The 24,935-nt window shown below is 70.6% G+C and carries 23 protein-coding genes; 12 read left to right on the top strand and 11 right to left on the bottom strand.

Annotated elements, in window-relative coordinates:
• The first annotated feature begins 41 nt into the window (after positions 1-41).
• The 3 genes from ACMGDM_RS09115 (at position 42) to ACMGDM_RS09105 (ending at position 2,153) form a co-directional block, all read left to right on the top strand.
• Positions 42-653, top strand: coding sequence for a 50S ribosomal protein L25/general stress protein Ctc (locus ACMGDM_RS09115; RefSeq protein WP_436803818.1), 612 nt, complete (start codon positions 42-44; stop codon positions 651-653).
• A 245-nt stretch (positions 654-898) separates the two neighbouring features.
• Positions 899-1,468: an aminoacyl-tRNA hydrolase gene (gene pth / locus ACMGDM_RS09110; protein ID WP_436803817.1), complete on the top strand. Its 570-nt coding sequence runs from the start codon at positions 899-901 to the stop codon at positions 1,466-1,468.
• A 100-nt stretch (positions 1,469-1,568) separates the two neighbouring features.
• Positions 1,569-2,153 (top strand): TIGR02466 family protein, encoded by a 585-nt coding sequence (locus ACMGDM_RS09105; protein ID WP_436803816.1) that lies wholly within the window; start codon positions 1,569-1,571, stop codon positions 2,151-2,153.
• On the opposite strand, the gene ACMGDM_RS09100 is transcribed toward ACMGDM_RS09105, so the two are convergent.
• On the bottom strand, positions 2,137-3,000 hold the full coding sequence (locus tag ACMGDM_RS09100) for an oxidoreductase (protein WP_436803815.1): 864 nt from the start codon (positions 2,998-3,000) through the stop codon (positions 2,137-2,139). The two genes, ACMGDM_RS09105 and ACMGDM_RS09100, sit on opposite strands and share 17 nt — an antisense overlap.
• Positions 3,001-3,105: 105 nt before the next feature.
• Here ACMGDM_RS09100 and ACMGDM_RS09095 point away from each other — a divergent pair, with 105 nt between their 5' ends.
• The gene (locus ACMGDM_RS09095) at positions 3,106-4,782 is read left to right on the top strand and encodes a DEAD/DEAH box helicase (protein ID WP_436804254.1); all 1,677 of its coding nucleotides are present in this window, start codon (positions 3,106-3,108) and stop codon (positions 4,780-4,782) included.
• A 240-nt stretch (positions 4,783-5,022) separates the two neighbouring features.
• Positions 5,023-6,066, top strand: coding sequence for a sialidase family protein (locus ACMGDM_RS09090; RefSeq protein WP_436803814.1), 1,044 nt, complete (start codon positions 5,023-5,025; stop codon positions 6,064-6,066).
• A 252-nt stretch (positions 6,067-6,318) separates the two neighbouring features.
• Here the strand turns inward: ACMGDM_RS09090 and ACMGDM_RS09085 are convergent, their stop codons facing one another.
• A complete protein-coding gene (locus ACMGDM_RS09085; RefSeq protein ID WP_436803813.1) occupies positions 6,319-7,416 on the bottom strand; it encodes a DUF2332 domain-containing protein in 1,098 nt (365 codons plus the stop codon).
• A 59-nt stretch (positions 7,417-7,475) separates the two neighbouring features.
• Here ACMGDM_RS09085 and hisG point away from each other — a divergent pair, with 59 nt between their 5' ends.
• Positions 7,476-8,165 carry an ATP phosphoribosyltransferase gene (gene hisG / locus ACMGDM_RS09080; RefSeq protein WP_436803812.1) on the top strand — a complete coding sequence of 230 codons (690 nt, stop codon included), beginning with the start codon at positions 7,476-7,478 and terminating at the stop codon, positions 8,163-8,165.
• Entirely contained in the window at positions 8,162-9,457 is a 1,296-nt protein-coding gene (hisD, locus tag ACMGDM_RS09075; protein ID WP_436803811.1) for a histidinol dehydrogenase, read from the top strand. The genes hisG and hisD overlap by 4 nt, the downstream gene beginning before the upstream one ends.
• A 293-nt stretch (positions 9,458-9,750) precedes the next feature.
• Here the strand turns inward: hisD and egtD are convergent, their stop codons facing one another.
• The 6 genes from egtD to ACMGDM_RS09045 all read right to left on the bottom strand — a co-directional run bounded on the left by egtD (position 9,751) and on the right by ACMGDM_RS09045 (position 17,038).
• A complete protein-coding gene (gene egtD, locus ACMGDM_RS09070) occupies positions 9,751-10,728 on the bottom strand; it encodes an L-histidine N(alpha)-methyltransferase (RefSeq protein ID WP_436803810.1) in 978 nt (325 codons plus the stop codon).
• Position 10,729: 1 nt separating this feature from the next.
• Positions 10,730-11,989 carry an ergothioneine biosynthesis protein EgtB gene (gene egtB / locus ACMGDM_RS09065; protein WP_436803809.1) on the bottom strand — a complete coding sequence of 420 codons (1,260 nt, stop codon included), beginning with the start codon at positions 11,987-11,989 and terminating at the stop codon, positions 10,730-10,732.
• A 50-nt stretch (positions 11,990-12,039) separates the two neighbouring features.
• A complete protein-coding gene (locus ACMGDM_RS09060) occupies positions 12,040-12,597 on the bottom strand; it encodes a cob(I)yrinic acid a,c-diamide adenosyltransferase (protein WP_436803808.1) in 558 nt (185 codons plus the stop codon).
• Between the two features lie 9 nt (positions 12,598-12,606).
• Positions 12,607-12,840, bottom strand: a complete 234-nt coding sequence (locus ACMGDM_RS09055; RefSeq protein WP_436803807.1) for a twin transmembrane helix small protein — start codon at positions 12,838-12,840, stop codon at positions 12,607-12,609.
• On the bottom strand, positions 12,837-13,682 hold the full coding sequence (gene gluQRS, locus ACMGDM_RS09050) for a tRNA glutamyl-Q(34) synthetase GluQRS (protein WP_436803806.1): 846 nt from the start codon (positions 13,680-13,682) through the stop codon (positions 12,837-12,839). Before gluQRS ends, ACMGDM_RS09055 begins: the two co-directional genes overlap by 4 nt.
• 116 nt (positions 13,683-13,798) lie before the next feature.
• The gene (locus ACMGDM_RS09045) at positions 13,799-17,038 is read right to left on the bottom strand and encodes a TonB-dependent receptor domain-containing protein (protein ID WP_436803805.1); all 3,240 of its coding nucleotides are present in this window, start codon (positions 17,036-17,038) and stop codon (positions 13,799-13,801) included.
• Positions 17,039-17,273: 235 nt separating this feature from the next.
• Here ACMGDM_RS09045 and ACMGDM_RS09040 point away from each other — a divergent pair, with 235 nt between their 5' ends.
• Positions 17,274-17,789: a hypothetical protein gene (locus ACMGDM_RS09040; RefSeq protein ID WP_436803804.1), complete on the top strand. Its 516-nt coding sequence runs from the start codon at positions 17,274-17,276 to the stop codon at positions 17,787-17,789.
• Between the two features lie 36 nt (positions 17,790-17,825).
• On the opposite strand, the gene ACMGDM_RS09035 is transcribed toward ACMGDM_RS09040, so the two are convergent.
• From ACMGDM_RS09035 to xseA, 3 genes are all read right to left on the bottom strand, one after another.
• On the bottom strand, positions 17,826-18,677 hold the full coding sequence (locus ACMGDM_RS09035) for a M23 family metallopeptidase (RefSeq protein ID WP_436803803.1): 852 nt from the start codon (positions 18,675-18,677) through the stop codon (positions 17,826-17,828).
• A 68-nt stretch (positions 18,678-18,745) separates the two neighbouring features.
• On the bottom strand, positions 18,746-18,946 hold the full coding sequence (locus tag ACMGDM_RS09030; RefSeq protein WP_436803802.1) for a DUF2093 domain-containing protein: 201 nt from the start codon (positions 18,944-18,946) through the stop codon (positions 18,746-18,748).
• A gap of 10 nt (positions 18,947-18,956) precedes the next feature.
• Entirely contained in the window at positions 18,957-20,372 is a 1,416-nt protein-coding gene (gene xseA, locus ACMGDM_RS09025) for an exodeoxyribonuclease VII large subunit (protein ID WP_436803801.1), read from the bottom strand.
• Here xseA and purD point away from each other — a divergent pair.
• The 4 genes from purD to ACMGDM_RS09005 all read left to right on the top strand — a co-directional run bounded on the left by purD (position 20,371) and on the right by ACMGDM_RS09005 (position 24,915).
• Positions 20,371-21,630, top strand: coding sequence for a phosphoribosylamine--glycine ligase (gene purD / locus ACMGDM_RS09020; protein ID WP_436803800.1), 1,260 nt, complete (start codon positions 20,371-20,373; stop codon positions 21,628-21,630). The two genes, xseA and purD, sit on opposite strands and share 2 nt — an antisense overlap.
• 33 nt (positions 21,631-21,663) lie before the next feature.
• Positions 21,664-22,374 (top strand): helix-hairpin-helix domain-containing protein, encoded by a 711-nt coding sequence (locus ACMGDM_RS09015; protein WP_436803799.1) that lies wholly within the window; start codon positions 21,664-21,666, stop codon positions 22,372-22,374.
• Entirely contained in the window at positions 22,371-22,832 is a 462-nt protein-coding gene (locus ACMGDM_RS09010) for a GreA/GreB family elongation factor (RefSeq protein ID WP_436803798.1), read from the top strand. Before ACMGDM_RS09015 ends, ACMGDM_RS09010 begins: the two co-directional genes overlap by 4 nt.
• A gap of 97 nt (positions 22,833-22,929) precedes the next feature.
• Entirely contained in the window at positions 22,930-24,915 is a 1,986-nt protein-coding gene (locus tag ACMGDM_RS09005; protein WP_436803797.1) for a TonB-dependent siderophore receptor, read from the top strand.
• Positions 24,916-24,935 lie beyond the last annotated feature (20 nt).

Below are 24,935 nucleotides of genomic sequence, written 5' to 3'. Positions count from 1 at the left end.
GGCGGGAGCATATCAGTCATTCCACGTTTCGGAGCACCCACATGAGCGATACCATCACGCTCGCGGCCGAGACGCGTGACCGGGTTGGCAAGGGAGCCTCCCGCTCACTGCGTCGCGAAGGCCGCGTCCCCGCCGTGATCTACGGCCAGAACCAGGCGCCGTCGGCGATTCACCTGGAGGAGAAGGCGCTGGTCAAGGCATTGATGACCGGCCACTTCATGAACTCGGTGATCATGGTCGACGGGCAGCGCACGCTGGCCAAGGACGTCGCCTTCCACCCGGTGACCGACCGCCCGACGCACGTCGACTTCTTCCGCATCGCCGCCGACGCGACCGTCACCGTCGCGGTGCCGGTGGTGTTCGTCGACGAAGAGGAATCGCCCGGCCTGAAGAAGGGCGGCGTGCTCAACGTCGTGCGCCACGAGCTCGAGCTGGTGGTCGACGCGGGCAACATCCCGAGCGAGATCAACGTCTCGGTCGCGGGCAAGGACGTCGGCGATTCGATCCATATCAGCGAAGTGTCGCTGCCCGCCGGCGCGCATCCCGCGATCGAAGACCGCGACTTCACCGTGGCGACGCTGGTTGCGCCGTCGGCGCTGAAGTCGGTTGGCGCGGGCGACGAGGACGCTGGCGAGGGTTCGGCCGAGGGCTGACCGTCGCGCTCCGCGTGAGCCGTTCGGGGGGCAGGGCAGCGGCGACGCTCCCCTGCCCCTTTCGCTTTCGTGAAGGTGTCGCCACCGTCGCCCACGCCCGTCATGCCGGGCTTGATCCGGCATCCATGGCGCCACCAGCGAACCGGCCTCGGTGCTTTCGGCGGCGTGGCTCCCGGCTCAGGGCCGGGATGACGGTCGGTGAGGCGCGGCCTCCCGCTCGTTCACCTCATCAGGAGACCAACATCGTGCAACTCTGGGTCGGCCTGGGAAATCCCGGCGCGCAATATGCAATGCACCGGCACAACGTCGGCTTCATGGCGGTCGACTCGATCGCCGAGGTCCACGGCTTCGCGTCGCCGGCCAAGAAGTTCCAAGGCTGGCTCCAGGAGGGGCGCGTCGACGGCGTCAAGGTGCTGCTGCTCAAGCCCGCCACCTTCATGAACGACAGCGGCCGCTCGGTCGGCGAGGCGCTGCGCTTCTACAAGCTCGGCGTCGAGGCGCTGACCGTGTTCCACGACGAGCTCGACCTCGCGCCGATGAAGGTGAAAGTAAAGCAGGGCGGCGGCACCGCGGGGCACAATGGCCTGCGCTCGATCGACCAGCATCTCGGGCCAGACTTCCGTCGCGTGCGGATCGGGATCGGCCATCCCGGCCACAAGGATCGCGTCACCGGTCACGTGCTCGGCAACTACGCCAAGAGCGAGATCGACCCGCTCAGCGACCTGCTCGGCGCGATCGCGGCGGAGGCGGGCTGGCTGGCCAAGGGCGACGACGTGCGCTTCATGAACGACGTCGCGCTGCGGCTGGGCGCTTAGGCGGACGTCGCGAGCGCACCACATCCTTCCCATTCCGGGAAGGGTTTGTCCCCGTCGCTCGCCTTCGGCTAAGCGCTCGCCCGATCTCGAAGGACCCATCATGCCGCTCCGCCAGCTCTTCCCCACGCATTTCTACGAGGCGCGGCTCGACCAGCCCGCGCTGCTCGCCGAGCTGGCCGACTCCTGCCTCGCGCTCGCCACGGACGACATCGCCGGCAAGCGCTGGTCCAAGGCGCACGGCTATCGCGGCTACACGAGCTATGCCTCGCTCGACGATCTGCCCCAGCGCGACCCCGCCTTCGCCGGCCTCAAGCGCCTGCTCGATCGCCACGTCGCGTCCTTCGCCGCCGAAGCCGGCCTCGACCTCGGCGGGCGCAAGCTCAGGCTCGACAGCCTGTGGGTCAACGTGATGAAGCCGGGCGGCACCCATTCGGGCCATCTTCATCCGCACAGCGCCATCTCGGGCACCTTCTATGTCGCGGTGCCGCCCGGGTCCGGCGCGCTGAAGCTCGAGGACCCGCGGCTGCCGATGCTGATGGCGGCGCCGCCGCGCGACGGCACCTTCGTCTATGCCGAGCCGGCGCCGGGCACGTTGTTCCTGTGGGAGAGCTGGCTGCGCCACGAGGTGATGCCCAGCACCGCCAAGGCCGACCGCATCAGCGTGAGCTTCAATTACCGCTGGTAGCGTCTGCCGGGAAGTCGGCGCCGAGCGCGGCGTCGCGCTGCGCCTCGATCTCGGCGACGCGCGCGCGCAGCCGCTCGGTCACCGCGTCAAAGCCCCATTTGCCGAGCACGAGATGCCGCGGCGGCGTGTCGCGCTCGACCGCCGCGATCATCGCCTCGGCCGCGCGCACCGGATCACCGGGCTGGTTGCCCGAGACACCCTTGGTGGACGCCATCCGCGCGCCCGCGGTTTCGGCATAATCAGCGATCGTGCTCGGCGTCTGGCGCAGCGAGCGGCCGGCCCAGTCGGTGCGGAACGGGCCCGGCTCGACGCAGGTGACCGCAATGCCGAGCGGCGCCACCTCGGCGGCGAGCGAGTCGGAGAAGCCCTCCACCGCGTGCTTCGACGCGGCATAATAGCCCGAGGACGGGAAGCCGACGAGCCCCGCGACCGAGGTGATGTTGACGATCGCACCGGCGCGGCGCTCCCGCATCCCGGGCAGCACCGCGCGGGTCAGCGCGAACAGGCCGAAGACGTTGGCGTCGAATTGCGCGCGGATTTCGTGATCCTCGCCCTCCTCGATGCTCGACTGATAGCCGTAGCCCGCGTTGTTGACGAGCACGTCGATCCGACCGAAGCGCTCGGTCGCCGCGGCCACCGCGCTGTCGATCTGCGCCTGATCGACCACGTCGAGCGACAGCGCGAGCGCGCGGTCGCCGAACTGCTCGACGAGATCGGCGACGCGGTCCGAGTCGCGCGCGGTCACCACGGCGCGCCAGCCCCGCTCCAGCACCAGCCGCGCGAGCTCGCGACCGAAGCCGGTGGAGCAGCCGGTGATGAACCATACGGGGTCGTTGACGAGCGCCATGTCGCGTCTATCCTGCCGTGATAGGGAGAAAAGCGCCGAACGTCCCGGCTGCGGCACCGTTCCCACTGGCATTTTTGCGCTATCGCGCCCATGTGCGCAGTCCTCATGGACTTTCCGAATCTTCCTGCCGCGCTGGGCAGCGCGCTCGCCGCGCGTGGCTATACCGCGCTCACTCCCGTCCAGTCCGAGGTGACGGCCGAGGCCGCGCACGGCCGCGACCTCCTCGTCTCCGCGCAGACCGGCTCGGGCAAGACCGTTGCCTTCGGCCTCGCCATGGCCGAGCAGCTTCTCGGCGAGGACGGTGCGCTGCCCCCCGCCGCGGCGCCGCTGGCCCTGGCGATCGCGCCGACGCGCGAGCTCGCGCTCCAGGTCGCCAAGGAGCTGGCGTGGCTTTACGCCGACGCGCGCATCGCCACCTGCGTCGGCGGCATGGACGCCAGCCGCGAGCGCCGCGCGCTCAACCATGGCGCGCATATCGTCGTCGGCACGCCGGGCCGGTTGCGCGACCATGCCGAGCGCGGCGCGCTCAAGCTCGGCCAACTCCGCGTCGCGATCCTCGATGAGGCCGACGAGATGCTCGACATGGGCTTCCGCGACGATCTCGAGGCGCTGCTCGACCAGACTCCGACCGAGCGCCGCACCCTGCTCTTCTCCGCGACGCTGCCGCGCCCGATCGTCCAGCTCGCCAAGACCTATCAGCGCGACGCGCTGCGCATCTCCACCGTCAGCGAGCAGCGCGGCCACGGCGACATTGCCTATCGCGCCGTCACCGTCTCGCCCGCGGACATCGAGCATGCGGTGATCAACCTGCTGCGCTTCTACGAGGCGGAGACCGCGATGCTGTTCTGCGCCACGCGCGACAACGTTCGCCACCTTCACGCCGGGCTGGTCGAGCGCGGCTTCGCCGCCGTGGCGCTGTCGGGCGAGCATTCGCAGAACGAGCGCAACCAGGCGCTGCAGGCGCTGCGCGACCGCCGCGCGCGCGTCTGCGTGGCGACCGACGTGGCGGCGCGCGGGATCGACCTGCCGACGCTCAGCCTGGTCATCCACGTCGAGATGCCGCGCGATGCCGAGGTGCTTCAACACCGCTCGGGTCGCACCGGCCGCGCGGGCAAGAAGGGCACCGCTGTGCTGATCGTGCCTTATCCGCGGCGGCGCCGCGTCGAGATGATGCTGCGCGGCGCGCGCATCGCGACCGAATGGGGCGAGGTGCCGAGCGCCGAGGAGATCCGCGCCAAGGATCGCGAGCGCCTGCTCGAGACCCTGCTCGCACCGGTCGAGTTCGACGACGACGACCGCGCGCTCGCCGCCGAGCTGCTGGCGCAGCGCTCGCCCGAGGACATCGCCGCCGCGCTGGTAGCGGCGCAGCGTGCCGCGTTGCCCGCGCCCGAGGAGCTGACCGGCCAGGCGCCGAGCGAGAGCGCGCAGAAGGGGCATCGCGACGGCTTCGACGACGTGGTGTGGTTCCGCATGAACATCGGCCGGCGCCAGAACGCCGACCCGCGCTGGGTGCTGCCGCTGCTGTGCCGCCGCGGTCACGTGACGAAGAGCGAGATCGGCGCGATCCGGATCGGGCCGATGGAGACTCAGTTCCAGGTGCCGCGCGCGCTGGCCGCGCGCTTCGCCGCGGCGGTGCGTGCGTCCGCGAACAGCGACGGCGAGGACGAGAACGGCGTCCGCATCGAGCCGATGGACGGCGCGGCGCCGCCGCGCGCGGCGCGCGTGCCGCAGCGCCGGCCGGGCGGCGGTGCGTCTGGGCCGAGGGGCCCGCGGCGGCGGTGAGGCGCGCGCAGCGGCGGTGAGTCGGTAGGCGCGCGAAGGAGAGGCTGCCACCCGCTCTACCTGTCGGCCCGGCGAAGGCCGGGGTCCAGCTGGGAAAGCCCATGTGAAGCTCACCAGCGTCCCCCACCTGGGCCCCGGCCTCCGCCGGGGCGACGGGAGGATGGGGAGACGCTCAGCCCTACCAGTGACGCGCCCTGCTTTGCCGCCTACACGCGACGCCTTCACCACCGAGGCGCCACCATGACCCTCCTCCGCGTGCTGGCGCTCGCGCTCGCCGCCGCTCCCACGCTGGCCCAGACCGCGCCCTCAGGGATCTTCGCCAGCGCGTTCGTCGACCCCGCCCCGCCCTATCCGCAGGCGCATGCCTCGACGATCGTCCAGCTCGCCGACGGCGCGCTCGCCGCGGCGTGGTTCGGCGGCAGCGGCGAGGGCCGCGGCGACGTCCGCATCTGGTTCGCGCGCCGCACCGCCGCGGGCTGGGAGAAGCCGCGCGCGGTCGCCGCCGGGAACGGCCAGCCGACGTGGAATCCAGTGCTGTTCCAGCCGCCGGGCGCGCCGCTCCAGCTCTTCTACAAGGTCGGACCGAACCCGCGTGACTGGTGGGGCATGGTGATCGAGTCGCGCGACGGCGGACGCCATTGGAGCGCGCCGCGCCGCCTGCCCGCCGGCGTGCTCGGGCCGATCAAGAACAAGCCGGTCGTGGCGCGTGATGGCGCGTGGCTGGCGCCGTCAAGCCGCGAGGTCGGCAGCGCCGCGCACAACCGCTGGTACGCGCTGGTCGAGCGCTCGACCGACCGCGGCCGGACGTGGCACGTGTTGCCCGCGATCGCCTCGCCGCGCGGGCTCGAGGCGATCCAGCCGAGCCTGCTGACGCTGCGCGACGGACGTATGATGGCGGTGGCGCGGACACGGCAGGGCGTGATGGCGGCGAGCTGGTCGCGCGACGCGGGGCGGCACTGGTCAGCGCTGACCGCGCTTGCGCTTCCCAATCCCAACGCGGGCACCGACGCGGTCACGCTCGCCGACGGACGCCTGCTGCTGGTCTACAACGACAGTACCAACCGGCCCGGCAGCGACACGGGGCCACGTTGGCCGCTCGCGGTGGCGCTGTCCGATGACGGAGTGCGCTGGCGCAAGGTGCTGACGCTGGAGGATCGGCCGCGACCGGACGGCTATGCGTACCCGGCGGTGATCCAGGCCCGCGACGGCGTGGTACACGTGACCTACAGCTGGAACCGCGAGCGCATCCGCCACGTCACGATCGACGTGCGACGGCTGCGGTAAGCGCGGTTCGACGGCGTTGGTGACAATCACCGCGTTGTCACCGCACGGAGAACGTCGCAACACCAGCGTTACGCTATCCCGCGTCGTCATCCAGGCCTTGAGCCGGGATCCGTTCCTCCGCGAGAGCAACGCTGGCACGTGCTCGCGGCACGATGGATCCCGGGTCAAGCCCGGGATGACGGCGTCGGGTTGCGCCACGGGTTCACGAGTCAGCCACGTATGAAAACGTGCCCGCTGCGTCCGGATTGCCGCTCACCCCGACGCGCTCACCGCCGCCTCCGGCAACGTGATCCCCGGCCCCTCCTCCGCCGGCGCGCCCGGCGCGATCCAGGCGGCATGGGCGTGCGCGCTCGCCACCGTCTCCCAGCCGCGGTCGTCGGGCCAGGAGCGCACGCGCACCAGCTGGCGCGCGCTCGCACGATCAGGCTCCATCATCACCCAGGCGAGCGGGCGCTCGGGTGTGGCGCCCGCGCCGGCCGCGGCCATCGCTGCGCGCACGCGGTCGGCGCTCTCGACCGGCAGATACTGCCACACCACCGAATGGAGCAGCACGCGCGTGACGCCGGCCGCCTGCAGCTCGGCCAGTCGCGCCTCGATCCAGTCGGCGGCGTCGGCGCGGTCGAGCGCGACGCCGTGTTCGCGCACCATCGCCACCGCCGCGCGCAGCCGCTCGAGCCGCTCCGGCGCCTCCGGCCACACGTAAGACTCGAGCCGACGCGCCTGCGCCGCGTCACGCACGTCGAGCGGGGCGACATCACAGCCGCGCGTCGCGACGATGTCGAGCGCGAGCGATTCGGGCGGGTTGCCGCGCCACTCGGGGCGGAGCGTCAGCGGCGCTTCGGCGGGCCCGATCACCGTCCCGCCGAGATCGAAGCGGTAGCGATCGATCAGCAGATTGAGCCCCGCGCTCGCGCCGATCTCCAGCGTTTCCACGCGCGGTCCGAACCGCCGCGCCACCGCGATCAGCCCCACCATCAGCGCCGCGGCGCGCCCGGGCTCGTTGGTCTGCGGGGGCCCGTCGAGATAAGGCAGCAGCCGCGCTGCGTGATGGTCGAAGGTTGCGGCGAGCACCGCGGCGATCGCGTCGGGCACGGCCACCATGCCCGCGAACACCGCCGCCAGCGCGTCGTCGGCACGGTCGAGCACCAGTGCGTGCAGCCCGCCGATCAGCCGCAGCGGGAGGGCATCGCGCGTGGGCTCGCCCGGCCAGTCGAGCACGCGTCGGGCCACCTCACTGTCGCGCTGGAGCCGGTCGGCGATCACCTCGCACAGCCGCGCGTAGATCGGCGCGTCCATGCGCGCGCAATAAAAGGCCTGGATCCGGAACGCCTCCCGCACCGACTCGCCCATCGCCGTCACCTCCTGCCCTACCCGTTGCTCCCGCGTGGCGCCGGCCGTAAAGCCCCGCCATGTCCGAGCCCTCCGCCCCCTCCGACCCGATCGTCATCGCGGTGCCCAAGGGCCGCATCCTCGGCGAGGCGCTGCCGCTGCTCGCGCGCGCCGGCATCGTGCCCGAGCCCGCCTTCGGCGACGAGAGCAGCCGCGCGCTGCGCTTCCGCACCGCCGATCCCAGTATAGAGCTGATCCGCGTCCGCGCCTTCGACGTCGCCACCTTCGTCGCGCACGGCGCGGCGCAGCTCGGCATCGTCGGCTCGGACGTGCTCGCCGAGTTCGACTATCCCGAGCTGTACGCGCCGGTCGACCTCGACATCGGCCATTGCCGCCTGTCGGTCGCCAAACCCGCCGAGTTGGCCGCGCGCGACGATCCGCGCGGTTGGAGCCACGTCCGCGTCGCGACCAAATATCCACACGTCACCGCACAGCATTTCGCGCGCCGCGGCGTGCAGGCCGAGTGCATCAAGCTCAACGGCGCGATGGAGCTGGCGCCGACGCTGGGACTAGCCGCGCGGATCGTCGATCTCGTCTCGTCGGGGCGGACGCTCAAGGAAAACGGTCTGGTCGAGGTCGAGCCGATCATGGCGGTCTCGGCCCGACTGGTCGTCAACCGCGCCGCGATGAAGACGCGCGCGCACGTCTTCCCGCTGGTCGAGGCGTTCCGTGCCGCAGTGGGGACGATGCGGGTGGAGGCGGCGGCATGATCCGGCTCGACACGCGCGACGGCGATTTCGCCACCCGCTTCGACACACTGGTCGACGCACGCCGCGAGGCCGCGACGGACGTGGCGCGCGACGTCGCCACGATCGTGCGCAGCGTGCGCGACGAGGGCGACGCCGCGCTTCACGCCTTCACGCAGAAGCTCGATCGCCACGACCTCAACCAGACCGGCTGGCGCATCGAACGCGCCGCCTGCGCCGCGGCGTTCGCGGCACTCGAGCCGGAACTGCGGAGCGCGCTCGAGCTCGCCGCCGCGCGCATCCGCGCCTATCACGAAAAGCAGCGCCCCACCGACACCGACTTTACCGACGCCGCGGGCGTGCGGCTCGGCGCGCGCTGGCGCGCGGTGGACGCCGCCGGCATCTACGTGCCGGGCGGGCGCGCAGCCTATCCGTCGACGCTGCTGATGAACGCGATTCCTGCGCGCGTCGCCGGGGTGGAGCGGCTGGTCGTGGTGACGCCGACACCCGACGGCGCGATCAACCCGCTGGTGCTCGCCGCGGCGCATCTCGCCGGCGCGGACGAGGTGTGGCGCGTCGGCGGCGCGCAGGCGATCGCGGCGCTCGCCTATGGCACCGAGCGGATCGCGCGGGTCGACGTCGTCACCGGTCCGGGCAACGCCTGGGTCGCCGAGGCCAAGCGCCAGGTCTATGGCGTGGTCGGCATCGACATGGTGGCGGGACCCAGCGAGATCGTCGTCGTCGCCGACGGCGCCAACGATCCCGAGTGGATCGCCGCCGACCTCCTCAGCCAGGCCGAGCACGACACCACCACGCAATCGATCCTCTTCACCGACGACAGCAGCTTCGCCGAGCGCGTCGCCGCAGCCGTCGAGCGCCAGCTCACCGTGCTGCCGACCGAGGCGGTGGCGCGCGTCGCGTGGGAGGACAATGGCGCGATCGTGGTGGTGCCCGCGCTGCCGGACGCGATGCCACTGGTCGATCGCCTCGCGCCGGAGCATGTCGAGCTCGCCTGCGACGACCCGCGCGCGCTGTTCGACCGATTGCGCCACGCCGGCTCGGCCTTCCTCGGCCGGCACACGCCGGAGGCGATCGGCGACTATGTCGCGGGACCGAACCATGTGCTGCCGACGGGGCGCCGAGCGCGTTTCGCCAGCGGACTCGGCGTGACCGACTTCATGAAGCGCACCAGCTTCCTCCAGCTCGACGAGACCGCGCTCAACGAGCTGGGTCCCGCGACTATCGCGCTGGCGCGCGCGGAGGGGCTGCCGGCACATGCGCAGTCGGTGGCGCTGCGGATCCGCACCAACCGCTAAGCGTGTCGCTGGTGAGGGAGATCGGCCCTACTCTCCCCTCCCTGCAAGGGAGAGGTCGGGGGTGGGGCATCTCCTCCAGTGCCGCGCGCGCGGATCCGCCCGACCCCTGCTCTCCCCTAAGTACGGACAGTGGCTGGAGCTGCTGTAACGCCTTTTGGCCTCTCTCTGGTGCACTGAGGCTGGAACGTGCTCCGGCGAACGCCGGAGCTCAAAGCCGAAGGACCGACGCCTGTGGCTCTAGGCTCCCGGCTCCGCAGGAGCACGCCGGTCGTTCGAACCGCATGCCTTAGGCGCTACGGCGCCGGCCGTTCCGGCTGCGCCTCGGCGAGGATCACCGCGAACAGCCCCTTCTCGTCGGTCCACTCGCGGATCGGCGTCCAGCCACCGCTCCGCAGCAGGATCCGCGCGTCGCGCTCGCCATATTTATGGCTGTTCTCGGTGTGGATCGTCTCGCCCTCGCCGATGGCGAAATCGCGCCCATCGACCTCGAACGCCACGTCGCGCCGCGCTTCCAGGTGCATCTCCACGCGCGCGCGATCGTCGTTCCACAGCGCGCAGTGGCGGAACGCGTCGACCGGGATCGTGCCGCCCAGCTCGCGGTTGATCCGCTCGAGCAGGTTGAGGTTGAACGCCGCGGTGACACCCTGCGCGTCGTCATAGGCGGGCAGCAGCACATCAGATTGTTTGATCCGGTCCATCCCGATCAGCAGCATCGCCCCTTCGCCGAGCGACGCACGCATTGCGCGCAGCAGGTCTACCGCGGCGAGCGGGATCAGGTTGCCGATCGTCGAGCCGGGGAAGAAGCCGAGTTTGGGCGCGTCCGTCACCTGCGCCGGCAGCGTCAGCGGCCGGGTAAAGTCCGCCTCGAACGGCAGCACCGGCAGCCCGGGAAAGGCCTGTGCCAGCGCCTGTGACGACTCGCGCAGAAAATCGCCCGAGATGTCGATCGGCACGTACGCCGCGGGTTCCAGGCAGCGCAGCAGCGTCGGCGTCTTGGTCGAGGAGCCCGACCCGAACTCGACCACGGCGCGGCCGGCCCCCGCCAGCCGATGCAGCTCGGGACAAAGTTCGTGCAGCAGCGCGGTCTCTGTGCGGGTCGGATAATATTCCGGCAGGTCGGTGATCTGCTCGAACAGCTGCGAACCGCGATGATCATAGAACCAGCGTGCCGGGATCGCGCGCGGCCGGCGCGCGAGGCCGGCCAGCACGTCGGCGCGGAACTGCGGGTCGGCGAGGCTGGCCTGACCGTCGGCGATCTCGGGCTTGAGCATATCAGAGATCCTTCGCGAGACGGACGCCGGTGAACTGCCAGCGCTGATGGGGATAGAAGAAGTTGCGATAGCTCGCGCGGGCATGGCCCCGCGGAGTGGCGCAGCTGCCGCCGCGCAGCACGAACTGTCCGCTCATAAACTTGCCGTTATACTCGCCGACCGCACCCTCGACCGCGCGGAAGCCGGGGTAAGGGCGATAAGCCGAGCCGGTCCATTCCCACACATCTCCGAAGAAGGCGGGGCCCTCCTCCGCCGGGCGGGGCTCGACCGCTCCCGCCAGGTCGAGCTGGTTACCGGCGCGGGGATCATGCGCCGCGGCCGCCGCCTCCCACTCGAATTCGGTCGGCAGCCGCGCGCCCGCCCAGCTGGCATAGGCGTCCGCCTCGTAGAAGCTGACGTGCGTGACCGGCGCGGCGGGATCGATGGCGCGGCGCCCGTCGAGCCCGAAGCGGGTCCACACACCCTCGCGTTGCTCCCAGTAGAGCGGCGCCGCGACGCCTTCGCCGCGCACCCAGGCCCAGCCGTCGGAGAGCCACCAGCGCGGATCACGATAGCCGCCGTCGCCGATGAAGGCAGCCCATTCGCCATTGGTGACGGTGCGGTCGGCCAGCGCGTGCGGCGCCAGCAGCGCGCGATGCCGCGGCCCCTCGCAGTCGAACGCGAACCCGTCGCCGGCGTGGCCGACCTCCACCACCGCCCCGACATGTTCGATCCACGTGATCTCGCCCGGCAGCGCGACCGGCACCTTGCGCGCCGCCGGCCAGATCGCCGGCTCGAGCGGGTTCTCCGAGAAAAGGTGGAGCATGTCGGTGACGAGCAGCTCCTGGTGCTGCTCTTCGTGATGGCAGCCGAGTGCGATCAGCTCGCGCGCGGCGCCCGGCAGCGTCGCCAGTGCCGCAAGCAGCGCGGCGTCCACCGCGGCCCGATAGGTCAGCACTTCCGCCAGCGTCGGACGCGTCACCATGCCGCGCCGCCCGCGCGCGTGACGTCGCCCCTCCGCCTCGTAATAGCTGTTGAACAGGAACGGGAAGCGCTCGTCGTGCCGCTGGTAGCCGGCGACATGATCGCGCAGCACGAAGGTCTCGAAAAACCAGCTGGTGTGCGCCAGATGCCATTTCGCCGGGGAGGCGTCGTCCATCGACTGCACCGTCGCATCGGCGTCGGAGAGCGGCGCCACCAGCGCCTCGCTCAACGCGCGCACCCGGCGATAGCGCTCGGCCAGCGCGTCGCTGCCGGCCCGTGGATCGAGACGCGCTATCATCAACCAGCTCCTCGCGCCGCCCCACGCGACGCCAGCGGGATTATCCTGTGTTAACGATTTGCCCCCGCGACCCACAGAACGTCGCCACCGCGCTTTTGGTTCACCGCGCGACATGCGACAAAGAGGAGATCCGACAATCGGTTGAGGTACATGACCGCCACCGGGTTGGCATGTGGCAGCAGCGCCACCGCCGCCCGCTCGGCGCGGCGGACGATCGCGCGCGCGAGATGCAGCGAGGCCGCCGCACCGCCAGGCAGCACAAAACTTGTGAGCGGCGGCAGATCGGTGTTGAGCGCATCGATCTCGCGCTCGAGCCGCTCGACCTGGGCGGGCACCACGCGCAGGACCATTGCGGACGGCGCGTAATCGTCGCCGGGGGTGGCGAGGTCGGCGCCAAGATCGAACAAGTCGTTCTGGATGCGACGGAGCGCCGCCAGCATGTCGGCGTCAGCCATCGTCTCGGCAGCGACACCGATCGCGCTGTTCGCCTCGTCGACGTCGCCGATCGCTGCCATTCGCGCGTCGTCCTTGCGCACGCGGCTGCCGTCGACCAGCCCGGTCGTCCCCGCGTCGCCGGTGCGGGTGTAGATCTTGTTGAGCTTGACCACCGCCGCGGATCAGGTCCGCCCGGCGGCGAACAGCAGCACCACCACCACCAGCACCGCCAGCGCCTGGAAGAGGATGCGCTGCTGCATCATCCGGTTGCTCTTCAGCTGCGCGGCGGTCGGCCCGCCGCCCTCGCCGCGCGCGTTGGCGGATGCCTCCTGGAGGAAGGAGACGATGCCGCGGACCAGCGCGACCACCGTGGCGATCATCGCCGCGACGAGCAGGATGACGAGGAAGGTGTTCATGCCCGGTAGGTAGGACCTCCATCGCCGTTTGGGAAGTCGCCCGCGCGCAGTCGCGCCGCGAGCGCGCGACCGTCGTCGCCACGTTCGCGCAGCGCTGCCAGCGTCGGCGCGCCGTCGCGCTTGGCGAGCCGCCGACCGTCCGCGCCGGTGAGCAGCGCATGGTGGTGCCAGCGCGGCACCGGCAGGCCGAGCAGCGCCTGGAGCAGGCGATGAACGTGGGTCGCCTCGAACAGGTCGACCCCGCGCACGACGTCGGTAACCCCCTGCGCGGCGTCGTCCACCGTCACCGCGAGGTGATAGCTCGCCGGCGCATCCTTGCGCGCGAGCACCACGTCGCCGAGCGCGAGCGGGTCGGCTTGGACGAAGCCGCCGTTGTCGCTCCACGCGAGCGGGCCGGCGCGCGCCACCGCCGCGGCCATGTCGAGCCGCCAGGCGTGCGGGCGCGACAGATCGGGCGCGGGCTGCGCGCGGCACGTGCCCGGATAGATCGGCGTGGCGGCATGCGGCGCGCTCATTGCCTCGGCGATCTCGGCGCGGGTGCAGAAACAGGGGTAGAGCAACCCCATCCCGCGCAACTGATCAAGCGCGGCGGCGTAGCGGTCGAGCCGATGCGACTGCAAGACGACCTCACCGTCCCACGTCAGGCCGAGCCAGGCGAGATCGTCGAGGATCGTCACGACATGCTCGGCGCGGCTGCGCGTGCCGTCGATGTCCTCGATCCGCAGCAGGAAGCGCCCGCCGCGATCACGCGCATGATCGTGCGCGCGTATCGCGGCACAGGCGTGGCCGAGGTGCAGCCGCCCGGTCGGCGATGGCGCGAAGCGGGTGACCACGGGATCCATCGCAGGCGATGTGCGGGTGTGCCGCCGAGGGCGCAAGGGCGGCGTGCGACGCCATCGCGCACGAAAAAGGGGGCGGGCCGAAGCCCACCCCCTGTTTCACGTCCGTCCGGGCGCGATCAGAACTTGATGCGCGCGCCGACGTTGAAGCGGCGGCCCAGCGCGTCATAGGTCGACGGATAGGTATTGCCGCTGTTGAACGAGGTCGCACCCACGGTGCCACCGACGAGCGGCGGCTGCTTGTCGAACAGGTTCGTCACGGTCACCGTCAGGTCGAAATTGTCGCTGACGCCGAAGCGGGTGGCGAGGTCGAAATAGTTGTACGCCGGGATCTTCCCGAAATTGACGTCGCGACCGGCGAGCGCACCTGCCTCGATCGTGCCCGAGAAGGTGGTCACGCCCGGCTCGACCTCGACGCCGTCAAGGTGGCGCCACAGCACCGACAGATCGACGTCGCCGATGCTGAGCGTGGTGCGCTGGTTCCAGGTGAACTCCGGCTGGATCGAACCCGCCGCCGAGCTCGGGCCAGCCGAACCGGGCGAACCGCAATTGCCGCTGTAGAAGCCGACGCACTCGCGATAGACCGTCGTCGGCAGCGCGAGCCCGGCGCCGATGGGGTTGCCGAGCGGCACGGTGGAGCCTTCCACGATAGCCTGGAACTTCGACCGGTTCGTCCAATTGCCGTTGAACGACAGGTTGAGCTTCGCGAAGCCGAGATCGCGACGGTAGTTGATCCCGAGATCGATACCATCGGTCAGGATGCGGCCCGAGTTGGTCGCGGGGAACAGAAGGCCCTGGGTCGTGGCCGGATCACCATCGAGCCCACCAGTGACCGAGTTGCGCCGGAACAACGAGCAAATGGGATTGCTCACGCTCGTCGCGGTGATTCCTCCAGCATTGCTGTTGCCGAAGCAGCCCGAGACGAGGTCGCCAGGAACAGGCTGCGAGATCGCGTTTCGAATCGATATATTGTAGTAATCGACCGAGATACTGAAGCCGGGCAGGAAGTTTGGCTGGAACACCGCGCCTATGGTGTAGCTGTTCGAGGTCTCTGGCCGCAGCGTGGTCGAGCCAGCAGTCGTAGCATTTGCTTGGCCAGCCGTCGGGTTGGCAATACCGCCGATTGTTTCCGGTGCTGCCCCTTGAGCCAGGCAGACAGCCTGCAAGTTCGCGTTGCCGAGCGGGCCTGCATAGGTGATCGCACCGGTCGTAGGATTACGGGTTGTACGGCAGGGATCAGTCGCTAGAGAGGTCAACCCGGTGTTAACCGGTGAGAACAACTCAGCAATATTCGGCGCACGCACCGCGCGCTGGTAGTTGCCGCGGATCTTGAGCCCGCTTGCCGGCTCCCAGCTACCACCACCCTTGTACGTCCAGGTGTCATAGGCCGGGCTGCCCTCCGCCTGCACCTTGTAGCTCGAGTAGCGCACGCCGCCCTCGATCGTCAGGCTGTGGAAGAACGGCTTGTCGCTGACGAGCGGGGCGATGATCTCCGCATAACCCTCGCGGACGTCGTAGCTGCCGCGATAGTTCGGCACGGCGCCGCCGGCGCCGCCGAGTTCACCCGCGGTCTGCGACAGTTCGTCGGCGAACTGCTCGGCGGTGTACTTGCGATATTCCGCACCGACCGCGAAGCCGATCGGCTCCGATGCCCAGGGCAGCGTCTTGCCGATGTCACCGCTGAGCAGCGCGCGCGCCTGTGCCAGCGACGTGTTCTGCGAGGTGGTCGCCGCCGCGGTCAGATACGGGATCTGATTGGGCGAGATCGAACCGTCCGCCCCGAAGACGTTGACCGGAACGCAGCCCGAGCCCGCGTTGGTACCCGCACCCGCGTTGGCGAGTGGCGGGAGTCGTGGGTCGGGGTTGAGCACCGCCGGCGACGAACCGAGGCAGGTGTTGGGGTTGGTGGCATAGACCGCCGACCGCAGCCGCGAGATCAGAACGTAGCCCGACTGCGTCTGGCGATTCTCCGACTCGCCGTAAGCGCCCGACAGATCGAGCGAAATCGAGTTGGTAATGCCCAGCTTCACGCCCGCACGATAGTCGAACATCGTGGTAACATAGTCGGACACACGCGGACCGACCTCGGTGAAGCGGCGTCCGGCGGTGGTGGTGAAAGTGCGGAAGTTCGGGTCGGTCGGCGAGGTCGCCGTCGCCGCCGCCGCGCACTGCGCCGCGGTCAGCGTCTGGATACCCGCGGTATTCGGATCGAAGTCGTTGTTCGCGCAGAATCGCGCGCGCGCGGGGGCGGGCAGGTACGGGTTGCTGACCGGAATGGTGAGCAGCTGACCGAACACGCCCGACGGCGCGATGATGGTGCTCACGGTGTTCTTCGAGAACATCCCGCGGCCGTAGACCTCGATATGGTCGGACAGCTCGTAATGCCCCGCACCATAGATGTTGTAGCGCTTGAAGGGCGTCTGGAAGACGTTGTACGGATTGAAGTTGAAGCCGTCGGTCGCGCCGACGTACGGGCGCAGCGTGCCCGTGTCCGGCACAATCGTGTTGTACGCGTTGCCCAAGGTGAAGCGGCCCGGCACCGTCGTGCCCGAGCCGCCGCGGCCGCCCGAGGTCGAGGTGTAGTTATTGCGCGAGAAATCGCGCGCGCCCTGGTACACCGGGTCGACGTCCTGATAGCCGAACGACACCACCGCGTTGCCGCGGCCGTCGTCGAAGTTCGCCCCAAGCGTCAGGTCGGCGCGGAACGAGGAAGCGTCACCGCGCTCGGTGATGCCCTGCGAGACGTTTGCCTCCATGCCCGAGAAGTCCGAGCGCGTGATGAAGTTGACCACGCCCGACACCGCGTCGGCGCCATAGGTGGTCGCCGCGCCGCCCGTCAGCGTGTCGACGCGCTCCACCAGCGCGAGCGGAATGTTGTTGAGGTCGACGCGACCAACTGTGCTCGCCGGGGTGATGCGCGCGCCGTCGAGCAGCACGATGTTGCGGAAGTTGCCGAGCCCGCGAAGATCGACATAGGCGGAGCCGCCGTTGCCGTTGTTGACCGACGAGCCGATCGACGGCGCCACGCCCGGAAGGTCGCGCAGCAGCTCCTCCGCGGTGTTGCGCTGGCGCAGCTGGATCTCTTCCGCGCCGACCACCGCAACCGGGCTGGAAGACACCAGGTTGGGGTTGCGGATCAGCGTGCCGGTGACGACGATGTCGCCCGCGCTGTTCTCGCCGGCCGGCGGAGCCGCTTCCTGGCTCGAGATGCCGGCCGCGGGCGCGTTGGGATCGTTGCTCTGGACGCCCGTCTCGGGCTGGCTGGCGGGATCCGCGGTCTGCGCGGTCGCCGGCGCGGCGATCACCGCGCCGACCAACAGGGTCGAGGCGAGCAGGCGCGAACGATAGGCGTTCAGCATTGAGTTTGGTCCCCTTTTTCGGGCCGGTTTTCCGGCATCCCCGATCGTGCTCCGGCGCGACATGGTCGCCCGGGATGCATGATGGCTACCGTGAAGCCGCGCTGCACAGCAACATGGCACGCGTGAGACTGCGCGTTTTTGTAAGAGTGTAACTTCAACGACACAGATTGAAAAACCGGCGCTTCGCTGCTTGGGCGGCGATGCAGGTGGGAGACGCGCGATGTGGGGACGGTGGATGGCAGTGGCAGCGGCGCTCAGCGGCGCGCCGGTAGCCGCGCAGCAGGGCAGCGGCGCGCAGCGCGTGCTCGATGGCTTCGCCGCCTGCCGTGCGATCACTGACGGCGCGGCGCGCCTCGGCTGCTACGATCGCGCGAGCGCTGCGCTGGAGCAGGCGGTCAATGCCAAGGACGTGCGCATCGTCGACCGCAGCGAAGTGCGCCGCGCCCGGCGCTCGCTGTTCGGGCTCAACGTGCCGGACCTCGGGCTGTTCGGCGGCAGCGGCGAGCGCGGCGACGAGGGCGAGCGCGAGGCCTTCAGTGAGATCAACACGACGGTTCGCAGCGCCCGCGCCGGCAGCAACGGCCGGGTCGACATCACCCTGGCCGATGAGGGCACGCCGGTGTGGCAGGTCACCGATCCGATGAACTTCCCGCCCAAGCCCGGCGCCAAGGTGCGGATCCGCAAGGGCGCGATGGGCGCCTTCTTCCTCAACGTCGACGGACGCGGTTATCGCGCGCTGCGCGTGCGCTGATCGCGGCGCCGCCGAGTCGGCCGCGCGGAGATAAAGCTACCCCGCCGGCATCGCGCCCGCGACCGGCTGCGGATCGATCCGCGCGCCGCGCCAGGTCATCGCCCAATGAAGGTGTGGCCCCGAGGCACGCCCGGTGCGGCCGACCAGCCCGATCGGCTCGCCCTGGCGCACGTGCTGGCCGACGCGCACGTCGATGCGGGAGAGATGGAGAAAGGCGCTGGTCAGCCCCGCGCCATGATCGAGGATCAGCAACCGACCCTCGAGCGTGAACGGCGGGTCTGCGGCGAGCGTCACCACGCCGTCCGCCGGCGCGACCACCGGCGTGCCCTCGCCGCGCGCGACGTCGACGCCGCCATGATAGCTGCCGGGCTCGCCGCGATAGATCCGTTGCGCCCCGAACAGTCCGGAGATCCGCCCCGTGACCGGCCAGCGGAAGCGCTGGCGCCACCCCGCGCTCGGCGAACCGACGCTGCGGGCGGCGGCGATCTGCGCCAGCTCGGCGGGACGGCGGCGCGCGAAATCGGCATCGGGTACGGGCACCTTGGCGACGCGGTCGAGCCGCTCGAGCCGCCACGCACGCGGCGTCACTGGCAATGACACCGTGAGCGCGGGCGCGCCGGGGAGCAACGCCACGAGCGTCAGCGTGCCGGTCGCGTCGCGGTCGACGGCGATCAGAAATCGTCCGTCGGGCGCGACCGGCACGGCCGCACCGTCGAGCGTCAGCCGCATGGTGCCGGGCGGCGCGGTGCCGAGCGCGAGGCCACCCTGCGCGATCACCGCAGGCAGACCCAGCCGCGCCGGCGTGACCAGTTCGGGCGGCGGCGGGAGGGTCGGGTGCGTCGGTGCAGTCGCGATCGCGGGAGGTACTGCAATGGGAGTGGAGGTCACGGGCGCGGCTGCCGGCACGCATCCCCCCGCCGCCAGCGCGATCAACCAGCCCGCGCGCGATGGCTGCCTCACCGCGGTGCCAGCGCCTCACCAGCGATCGCGGCGCTGGCGAACGGCCGCTGCGTCGCGGCGTCCCAATAGCGCAGGTCCTCGATCGGCACGCGCGCACCCGAGACCGCACAGACCACGTGATCGCCCGGCACCAAGACGCGGAAGCCGTTGGCGAGGTAATGGAGCTTGGCGGGGCGGTCGGTGTGGCTCATCAACATCGGGACACTTTCAGAACAGACGCGGCTGATCGGGCTTCTCAGGATAGGAACGCGGCGGCTTGGGCTCAAGCTTGGCCGCCGCCGCGGGCACACGACGCGGCGCGCCATCGACCTGCGCCGCCACTACGTCGTCACGGAAGTGGAGCAGCAACGCGCCCGCGTCGCGCGCTGCCGCCGCGGTGGTGATGGTGCCACCCGCCGCCGCCTCGACTCGTACATAGCCGCGTTGCAGCAACTTGTCCGGATTGAGGCTCTCCACTAGCCGACCCAGATCGGCGAGCCGCGCACGCGCGCCGTCGAGCCGGCGCGCCAGCACCGCGGGACGGATCGCGCCCGCCACCCGGTCGAGCTCGCCCCGCGCGCGCGTCGTGCGGCGCTCCAGTCCGCGATCGAGCCGGCCGCCGAGATCGTCGAGCCGCTGGCGCTGCGGCCCGAGCAGCCGGTCACGCGTCGGCATCACCCGCGCAAGCGCGTCGAGCCGCTCGCGCCCGCGCTCGACGTGGCGTCGCGCGCACCGCTCGGTGCGCTGCCGCATCGAGTCGAGCGACAGCCGCAGCTCGGCAAGCACCGGCACCGCGATCTCGGCCGCGGCGGTCGGGGTCGGCGCGCGCAGGTCGGCGGCATGGTCGCACAGGCTGGTATCGGTCTCGTGCCCGACGGCGGAGATGATCGGGATCGAGCAGGCTGCGACCGCGCGCACCACCGCTTCCTCGTTGAAGGCCCACAGATCCTCGATCGACCCGCCGCCGCGCGCGACGATCACCAGGTCGGGGCGGCGCACCGGACCGTCCGCCGGCAGCGCGTCGAAGCCGCGCACCGCCGCCGCCACCTCCTCCGCCGCACCCGCGCCCTGCACCTTCACCGGCCAGACGATGACGTGCGTTGGGCAGCGGTCCTCGAGCCGATGAAGGATGTCGCGGATCACCGCTCCGGTCGGCGAGGTCACGACGCCGATGGTGCGCGGCATGAACGGCAGCGGCTTCTTGCGCTCGCGATCGAACAGCCCCTCCCCCGCCAGCTTGAGCCGCAGCTTCTCGAGCAGCGCCATCAACGCGCCCGCGCCGGCCAGCTCCATCCGCTCGATCACGATCTGATATTTGGAACGGCCGGGATAGGTCGTCAGCCGCCCGGTCGCGACCACTTCGATCCCGTCCTCGGGCCGGAACGCCAGACACGCCGCGCTGCCCTTCCACATCACGCCGTCGATTACCGCGGCATCGTCCTTGAGGCACAGATAGGCATGGCCGGAGGCGGCGCGTTTGTAGCCCGAAATCTCGCCGCGCAGCCGGACGTTGCCGAACTCACCCTCGACCATGCGCTTGAGCCGCCCCGACAGCTCGCTGACGCTGACCGCCATCGCATTGTCGCCGGGCGTGGCCTCGGCTACCAGCCGCCCCGCCTGAGTATCGTAGAGGGGGTCGGCCATGAACATCCTGCTGGTGGGATCGGGGGGACGCGAGCACGCACTTGCGTGGAAACTGGCGCAATCTTCCCGCCTCGATACGCTCTTCGCCGCGCCGGGCAACCCCGGCATCGCGCAGCACGCCACGATCGCGCACCTGGACATCGACGACCATCGCGCGGTGATCGACTTCGTGCGGCGCCACCAGATCGGTCTCGTGGTGATCGGCCCCGAGGTGCCGCTGGTGCGCGGGCTGGCCGACAACATCCGCGCGATCGGCGTGCCGGTGTTCGGCCCCGGGCGCGAGGCGGCGAGGCTGGAGGGCTCGAAGGGTTTCACCAAGGACCTGTGCGCGCGCGTCGGCATCCCGACCGCGCGCTATTTCAAGGTGACCTCGCGCGACGGCGCGCTCGCCTGCCTCGACGATTTCGGCGACACCTGCGTGATCAAGGCGGACGGCCTGGCTGCGGGCAAGGGTGTGGTCGTGGCGATGTCGCGCGCCGAGGCCGAGGCGGCGATCCGCGACCTCTACGCCAACGGCCCCGTCGAGGCGGTGATCGAGGAACGGCTGGAGGGCCCCGAGGCGAGCCTGTTCGTGCTGAGCGACGGCACCACCACCGCCGCGTTCGGCTCGGCGCAGGATCACAAGCGGGTCGGCGACGGCGACACCGGTCCCAACACCGGGGGCATGGGTGCGTACAGCCCTGCGCTGGTGCTCACCCCCGAGCTGGAGGAGCAGGCGCTCGGCGAGATCGTTCGCCCGACGATCGACGCGCTCGCCGCCGCGGGCACGCCTTATGTCGGCGTGCTCTATGCCGGGCTGATGCTCACCGCGGACGGCCCCAAGCTGATCGAATATAACGTGCGCTTCGGCGATCCGGAGTGCCAGGTGCTGATGGCGCGTTTCGAGGGCGATCTGGCCGAGACACTGCTGGCGGTGGCCGAGGGTCGCCTCGCCGACCTGCCCGCCCCCGCCTTCGCCCGAAACGCCGCGCTCACGGTGGTGATGGCGGCGCAGGGCTATCCCGACACGCCGCAGACCGGCGGCGCGATCGGCGGCATCGACGCTGCGGAGGCGACCGGCGCGACCGTGTTTCAGGCGGGCACGCGGCAGGACGGCGACGCGCTCGTGGCGAGCGGCGGTCGCGTTCTCGCGGTTACCGCCATCGGCGAGGACGTCGGCACTGCGCAGACCGCGGCCTATCGCGCGGTCGCCGCGATCGACTTCCCCACCGGCTTCTTCCGCCGCGACATCGGAGCGAAGGCGCGCGCCGATGGTTGAGCGGGCAATCACGCCCGACCCTAGGACGATTCGATGAACACATCCGGCTACGCCCTGGCGCCGATCTCGCAGGATCAGGTGCTCGTGACGATCGCGCTGGCGCTGGCGGCGCTGCTCGCTGTGGTCACCGTGATCGGCATGATCTGGGGCGCGCGACTAAAGGCCAAGCGCCGCGCCGCCGAGGCGGAAGAGCAGCAACGCATCGAGGAACTGCGCGCCGACGGCGTCGAGGTGACCAACACCGCCGGGGGCGTGCCGCCGATCCTGGGCGGCGCGGAGGCGGCGAACCGCCCTGCGGAGCACGCGCCCGCGGCCCCGCGTGCAGTCGACAGCTCGCGCGGGGCGCCAGCCGCGGTCGCACCGACGCCGACGCCCCCCTCCACCGACGAACTGCCGCCCGAGCGCCCGCTCGCGGACGAGCCGATCGCCGCCGCCGCCCCGCTCGACGCCTCGCCCGCGAGCGCCGCGGCCGATGCACCCACGTCCGTCGACGCCGCGCCCGGCGCGCAGCCGATCACGCTGCTGAAGGGCCTCGGACCCAAGATCGCGACGCGCCTCGGCGAGCTCGGCATCACCCGCGTCGATCAGCTCGCCTGGCTGGATGACGCCGAGGCAGCACAGCTGGACGCACGATTGGGTGTCTTCACCGGCCGCATGGAGCGCGACCGCTGGCGCGAACAGGCGCGTCTGCTGGCGCAGGGTGACCGCGCCGCCTACGAGGCGCAGTTCGGACGGATCGGATGAGCGTCGCCTTTCGCCGCGAGAGTGACGAGGAGCATCTTGAGCCGCGGTTCGAGTTGCCGATCCCGCCGGGCCCCAACCTCGTCACCGCGCGGGGCCGCACGCTGATCGATGAGCGCGTCGCCGCGCTTGAGCTGTCGCTGGCAGGCACGTCCGACGAAGAGGCGCGCAAGACGCTCGCGCGCGATCTGCGCTACTGGAAGACGCGCCGCGCCACCGCAATCGAGACCGCCGCGCGCGGCGACGGCGTGGCGGGCTTCGGCACCACCGTGACCTTCACGCTCGACGGGCGCGAGCGGCGGGTGACGATCGTCGGCGACGACGAGGCCGACCCCACCGCTGGGCTGATCGCGCTCTCCGCACCGCTCGCGCGCGCATTGCTCGGAACGAGCGAGGGCGATCTCGTCACCTTCAACGGACGCGAGGACGCGATTGAGGTGCTGAGCGTCGGGCAAAGCTGAGTCGATGCTGCGGAACGGCACAAGACGAGCAGCTTAGCGGCCCGCTGTTGCGACGCATTCGCATCTTGCTATAGGGATCCTTCGAAGGGGATCCCGCATGAACCAGCGCCTGTTTGCCGCGTTCATCGTCGGCGTCGCACTCGCGCCGCTCACCGCTCGCGCCCAGGACGGGGCGGCCGACGACGTTATCGTAACGGGCACAACCGCCACCGCGACCAAGACCGCGACGCCGCTCGCCGACATACCGCAATCGGTCACCCTGCTCGATCGCCGCCGGCTGGAGGATCGTGCCTCGCGCTCGCTCAACGAGGCGCTCGCGTATGTGCCCGGGGTCAATACGGCCAGCTACGGCTTCGACCCGCGCTTCGACGCCTTCTTCATCCGCGGCTTCCAGGCGACCTATACCGGCGTGTTCCGCGACGGGCTGCGTCAGCTCAACAGTCCGCTCGCGCTGTGGCGCAACGAACCCTATGGCATCGAGCGCGTGGCGGTGGTGCGCGGCCCCGCCTCGGTGCTGTACGGCGCCAGCGGCGCGGGCGGGCTGGTCGACGTCACCAGCAAGCGGCCGCGCGCCGACCGCTTCGCCGAAATACAAGGCATGGTCGGCAGCTATGACCGCTATCAGCTCAATGCCGACGTGTCCGCACCGGTCGGCGACGGTGTCGCGCTGCGGATCACGGGCGTGGCGCGCGATAGCGGCACGTCGCTCGCTGGGTTCAAGGACGATCGCTATTTCGTCGCGCCCGCTGCCACAGTGCGGCTCGGCGACGATACTGACCTGACATTGCTTGGCGAATATATGCGGTCGCGCACGGGGGCGAGCGCCGCCTTCTTCAACGACGCCGGCGGCGTGACCAGGATCCCGCTGAGCGACCCGCGCTTCAACGACCTGACCCATCGTCAGTGGCGCGCCGGCCTCGCGCTCGAGCACCGCCTGAGCGACACGGTATCGCTGCATCAGAACATGCGCGTGCAGGACGTCACCGTCGACATGGCCTATTCCTACGTCACCGATCCGACCGCGCCGGTCACCCGCCTGGGCGCGCGCGCGGCGGACTGGACCAAGAGCGTCAATCTCGACGATCAGCTGCGCGCCGAGCTGACCACCGGCACGGTGCGCCACCGCCTGCTGATCGGGCTCGACTATAATGATGTCCGCTCCCGCAGTGCCGAGGGCTTCGGCACCGCGCCGCTGAGCGACACCAATCTGGCGCGGCCTGCGCTGGTGCCGACGACGCGCCAGCGGTTCGCACAGGTCGGCGTCTACGCGCAGGACCAGGTCGAGGCGGGAGCGCTCGGCATCACCGCGGGCCTTCGTCACGACTGGCTCGACGCGCGCACCGACGTGCCCGGCGCGCCGACGATCGAGCGCGACGACCGGCGGCTGAGCGGTCGCGTCGGCGCAACGTTGCACGTAGCAGGGGGCGTGGTACCGTATCTCAATTGGTCGACGTCGTTCGAACCCAACGTCGGTCTGCTGCTCGACGGCACGCCGGCGCGGCCGACCAGCGCGCGGCAATATGAAGGCGGCGTCAAGTGGACGCCGCGGACAGGCGTGCTGCTCAGCGCCGCGGCATTCGACATCCGCCAGCGCGACGGCGTGGTGTTCGACGCCTCGACCGGGATCAACCGCCAGGTCCAGCTCGACCTCCGCTCCAAGGGTGTGGAGCTGGAAGCCTCCGCCCGCGTCGTCGCGGGGCTCGACCTTACCGCGGCCTATGCGCTCACGGACATGCGGATCCGGCGCGGCGCGACGGGCACGATCGGCAATCGCCTGTCGGCGACACCGCGCCACAGCGGGTCGCTATGGGCCGACTATGCGCCCCCGGTTCGGGGCTTGGGGTTCGGCGCTGGTGTGCGCTACCTCGGGCCGAGCTGGGGTGAGGACGCCAACACCATCCGCAACCGCGCACGCACCTTCGTCGACGCAGTGATCCATTATGACGTGCCATCGCTCGCGCCGCTGCGGCTGCAACTCAACGCCACCAACCTGCTGGGCGCGGAGCCGGTCACCTGCGCCGCAGGCTATTGCTACCGCGATCAGGGACGCACCGTTCTGGCGAGCGCTCTCTACCGCTTCTGATCGGCGGCAGCGATCGGCGG

The organism is Sphingomonas larreae, assembly GCF_051400595.1.
GTDB lineage: Bacteria > Pseudomonadota > Alphaproteobacteria > Sphingomonadales > Sphingomonadaceae > Sphingomonas.
This window is presented reverse-complemented; position numbering and strand designations above follow the sequence as displayed.

Excerpts from the sequence above, each read along its gene's own strand:
- ACMGDM_RS09115 (WP_436803818.1), top strand. The coding sequence starts at position 42 with ATGAGCGATACCATCACGCTCGCGGCCGAGACGCGTGACCGGGTTGGC.
- ACMGDM_RS09105 (WP_436803816.1), top strand. The coding sequence starts at position 1,569 with ATGCCGCTCCGCCAGCTCTTCCCCACGCATTTCTACGAGGCGCGGCTC.
- ACMGDM_RS09100 (WP_436803815.1), bottom strand. The coding sequence starts at position 3,000 with ATGGCGCTCGTCAACGACCCCGTATGGTTCATCACCGGCTGCTCCACC.
- ACMGDM_RS09095 (WP_436804254.1), top strand. The coding sequence starts at position 3,106 with ATGGACTTTCCGAATCTTCCTGCCGCGCTGGGCAGCGCGCTCGCCGCG.
- ACMGDM_RS09090 (WP_436803814.1), top strand. The coding sequence starts at position 5,023 with ATGACCCTCCTCCGCGTGCTGGCGCTCGCGCTCGCCGCCGCTCCCACG.
- ACMGDM_RS09085 (WP_436803813.1), bottom strand. The coding sequence starts at position 7,416 with ATGGGCGAGTCGGTGCGGGAGGCGTTCCGGATCCAGGCCTTTTATTGC.
- hisG (WP_436803812.1), top strand. The coding sequence starts at position 7,476 with ATGTCCGAGCCCTCCGCCCCCTCCGACCCGATCGTCATCGCGGTGCCC.
- hisD (WP_436803811.1), top strand. The coding sequence starts at position 8,162 with ATGATCCGGCTCGACACGCGCGACGGCGATTTCGCCACCCGCTTCGAC.
- egtD (WP_436803810.1), bottom strand. The coding sequence starts at position 10,728 with ATGCTCAAGCCCGAGATCGCCGACGGTCAGGCCAGCCTCGCCGACCCG.
- egtB (WP_436803809.1), bottom strand. The coding sequence starts at position 11,989 with ATGATAGCGCGTCTCGATCCACGGGCCGGCAGCGACGCGCTGGCCGAG.
- ACMGDM_RS09055 (WP_436803807.1), bottom strand. The coding sequence starts at position 12,840 with ATGAACACCTTCCTCGTCATCCTGCTCGTCGCGGCGATGATCGCCACG.
- gluQRS (WP_436803806.1), bottom strand. The coding sequence starts at position 13,682 with ATGGATCCCGTGGTCACCCGCTTCGCGCCATCGCCGACCGGGCGGCTG.
- ACMGDM_RS09045 (WP_436803805.1), bottom strand. The coding sequence starts at position 17,038 with ATGCTGAACGCCTATCGTTCGCGCCTGCTCGCCTCGACCCTGTTGGTC.
- ACMGDM_RS09040 (WP_436803804.1), top strand. The coding sequence starts at position 17,274 with ATGGCAGTGGCAGCGGCGCTCAGCGGCGCGCCGGTAGCCGCGCAGCAG.
- ACMGDM_RS09030 (WP_436803802.1), bottom strand. The coding sequence starts at position 18,946 with ATGTTGATGAGCCACACCGACCGCCCCGCCAAGCTCCATTACCTCGCC.
- purD (WP_436803800.1), top strand. The coding sequence starts at position 20,371 with ATGAACATCCTGCTGGTGGGATCGGGGGGACGCGAGCACGCACTTGCG.
- xseA (WP_436803801.1), bottom strand. The coding sequence starts at position 20,372 with ATGGCCGACCCCCTCTACGATACTCAGGCGGGGCGGCTGGTAGCCGAG.
- ACMGDM_RS09015 (WP_436803799.1), top strand. The coding sequence starts at position 21,664 with ATGAACACATCCGGCTACGCCCTGGCGCCGATCTCGCAGGATCAGGTG.
- ACMGDM_RS09010 (WP_436803798.1), top strand. The coding sequence starts at position 22,371 with ATGAGCGTCGCCTTTCGCCGCGAGAGTGACGAGGAGCATCTTGAGCCG.
- ACMGDM_RS09005 (WP_436803797.1), top strand. The coding sequence starts at position 22,930 with ATGAACCAGCGCCTGTTTGCCGCGTTCATCGTCGGCGTCGCACTCGCG.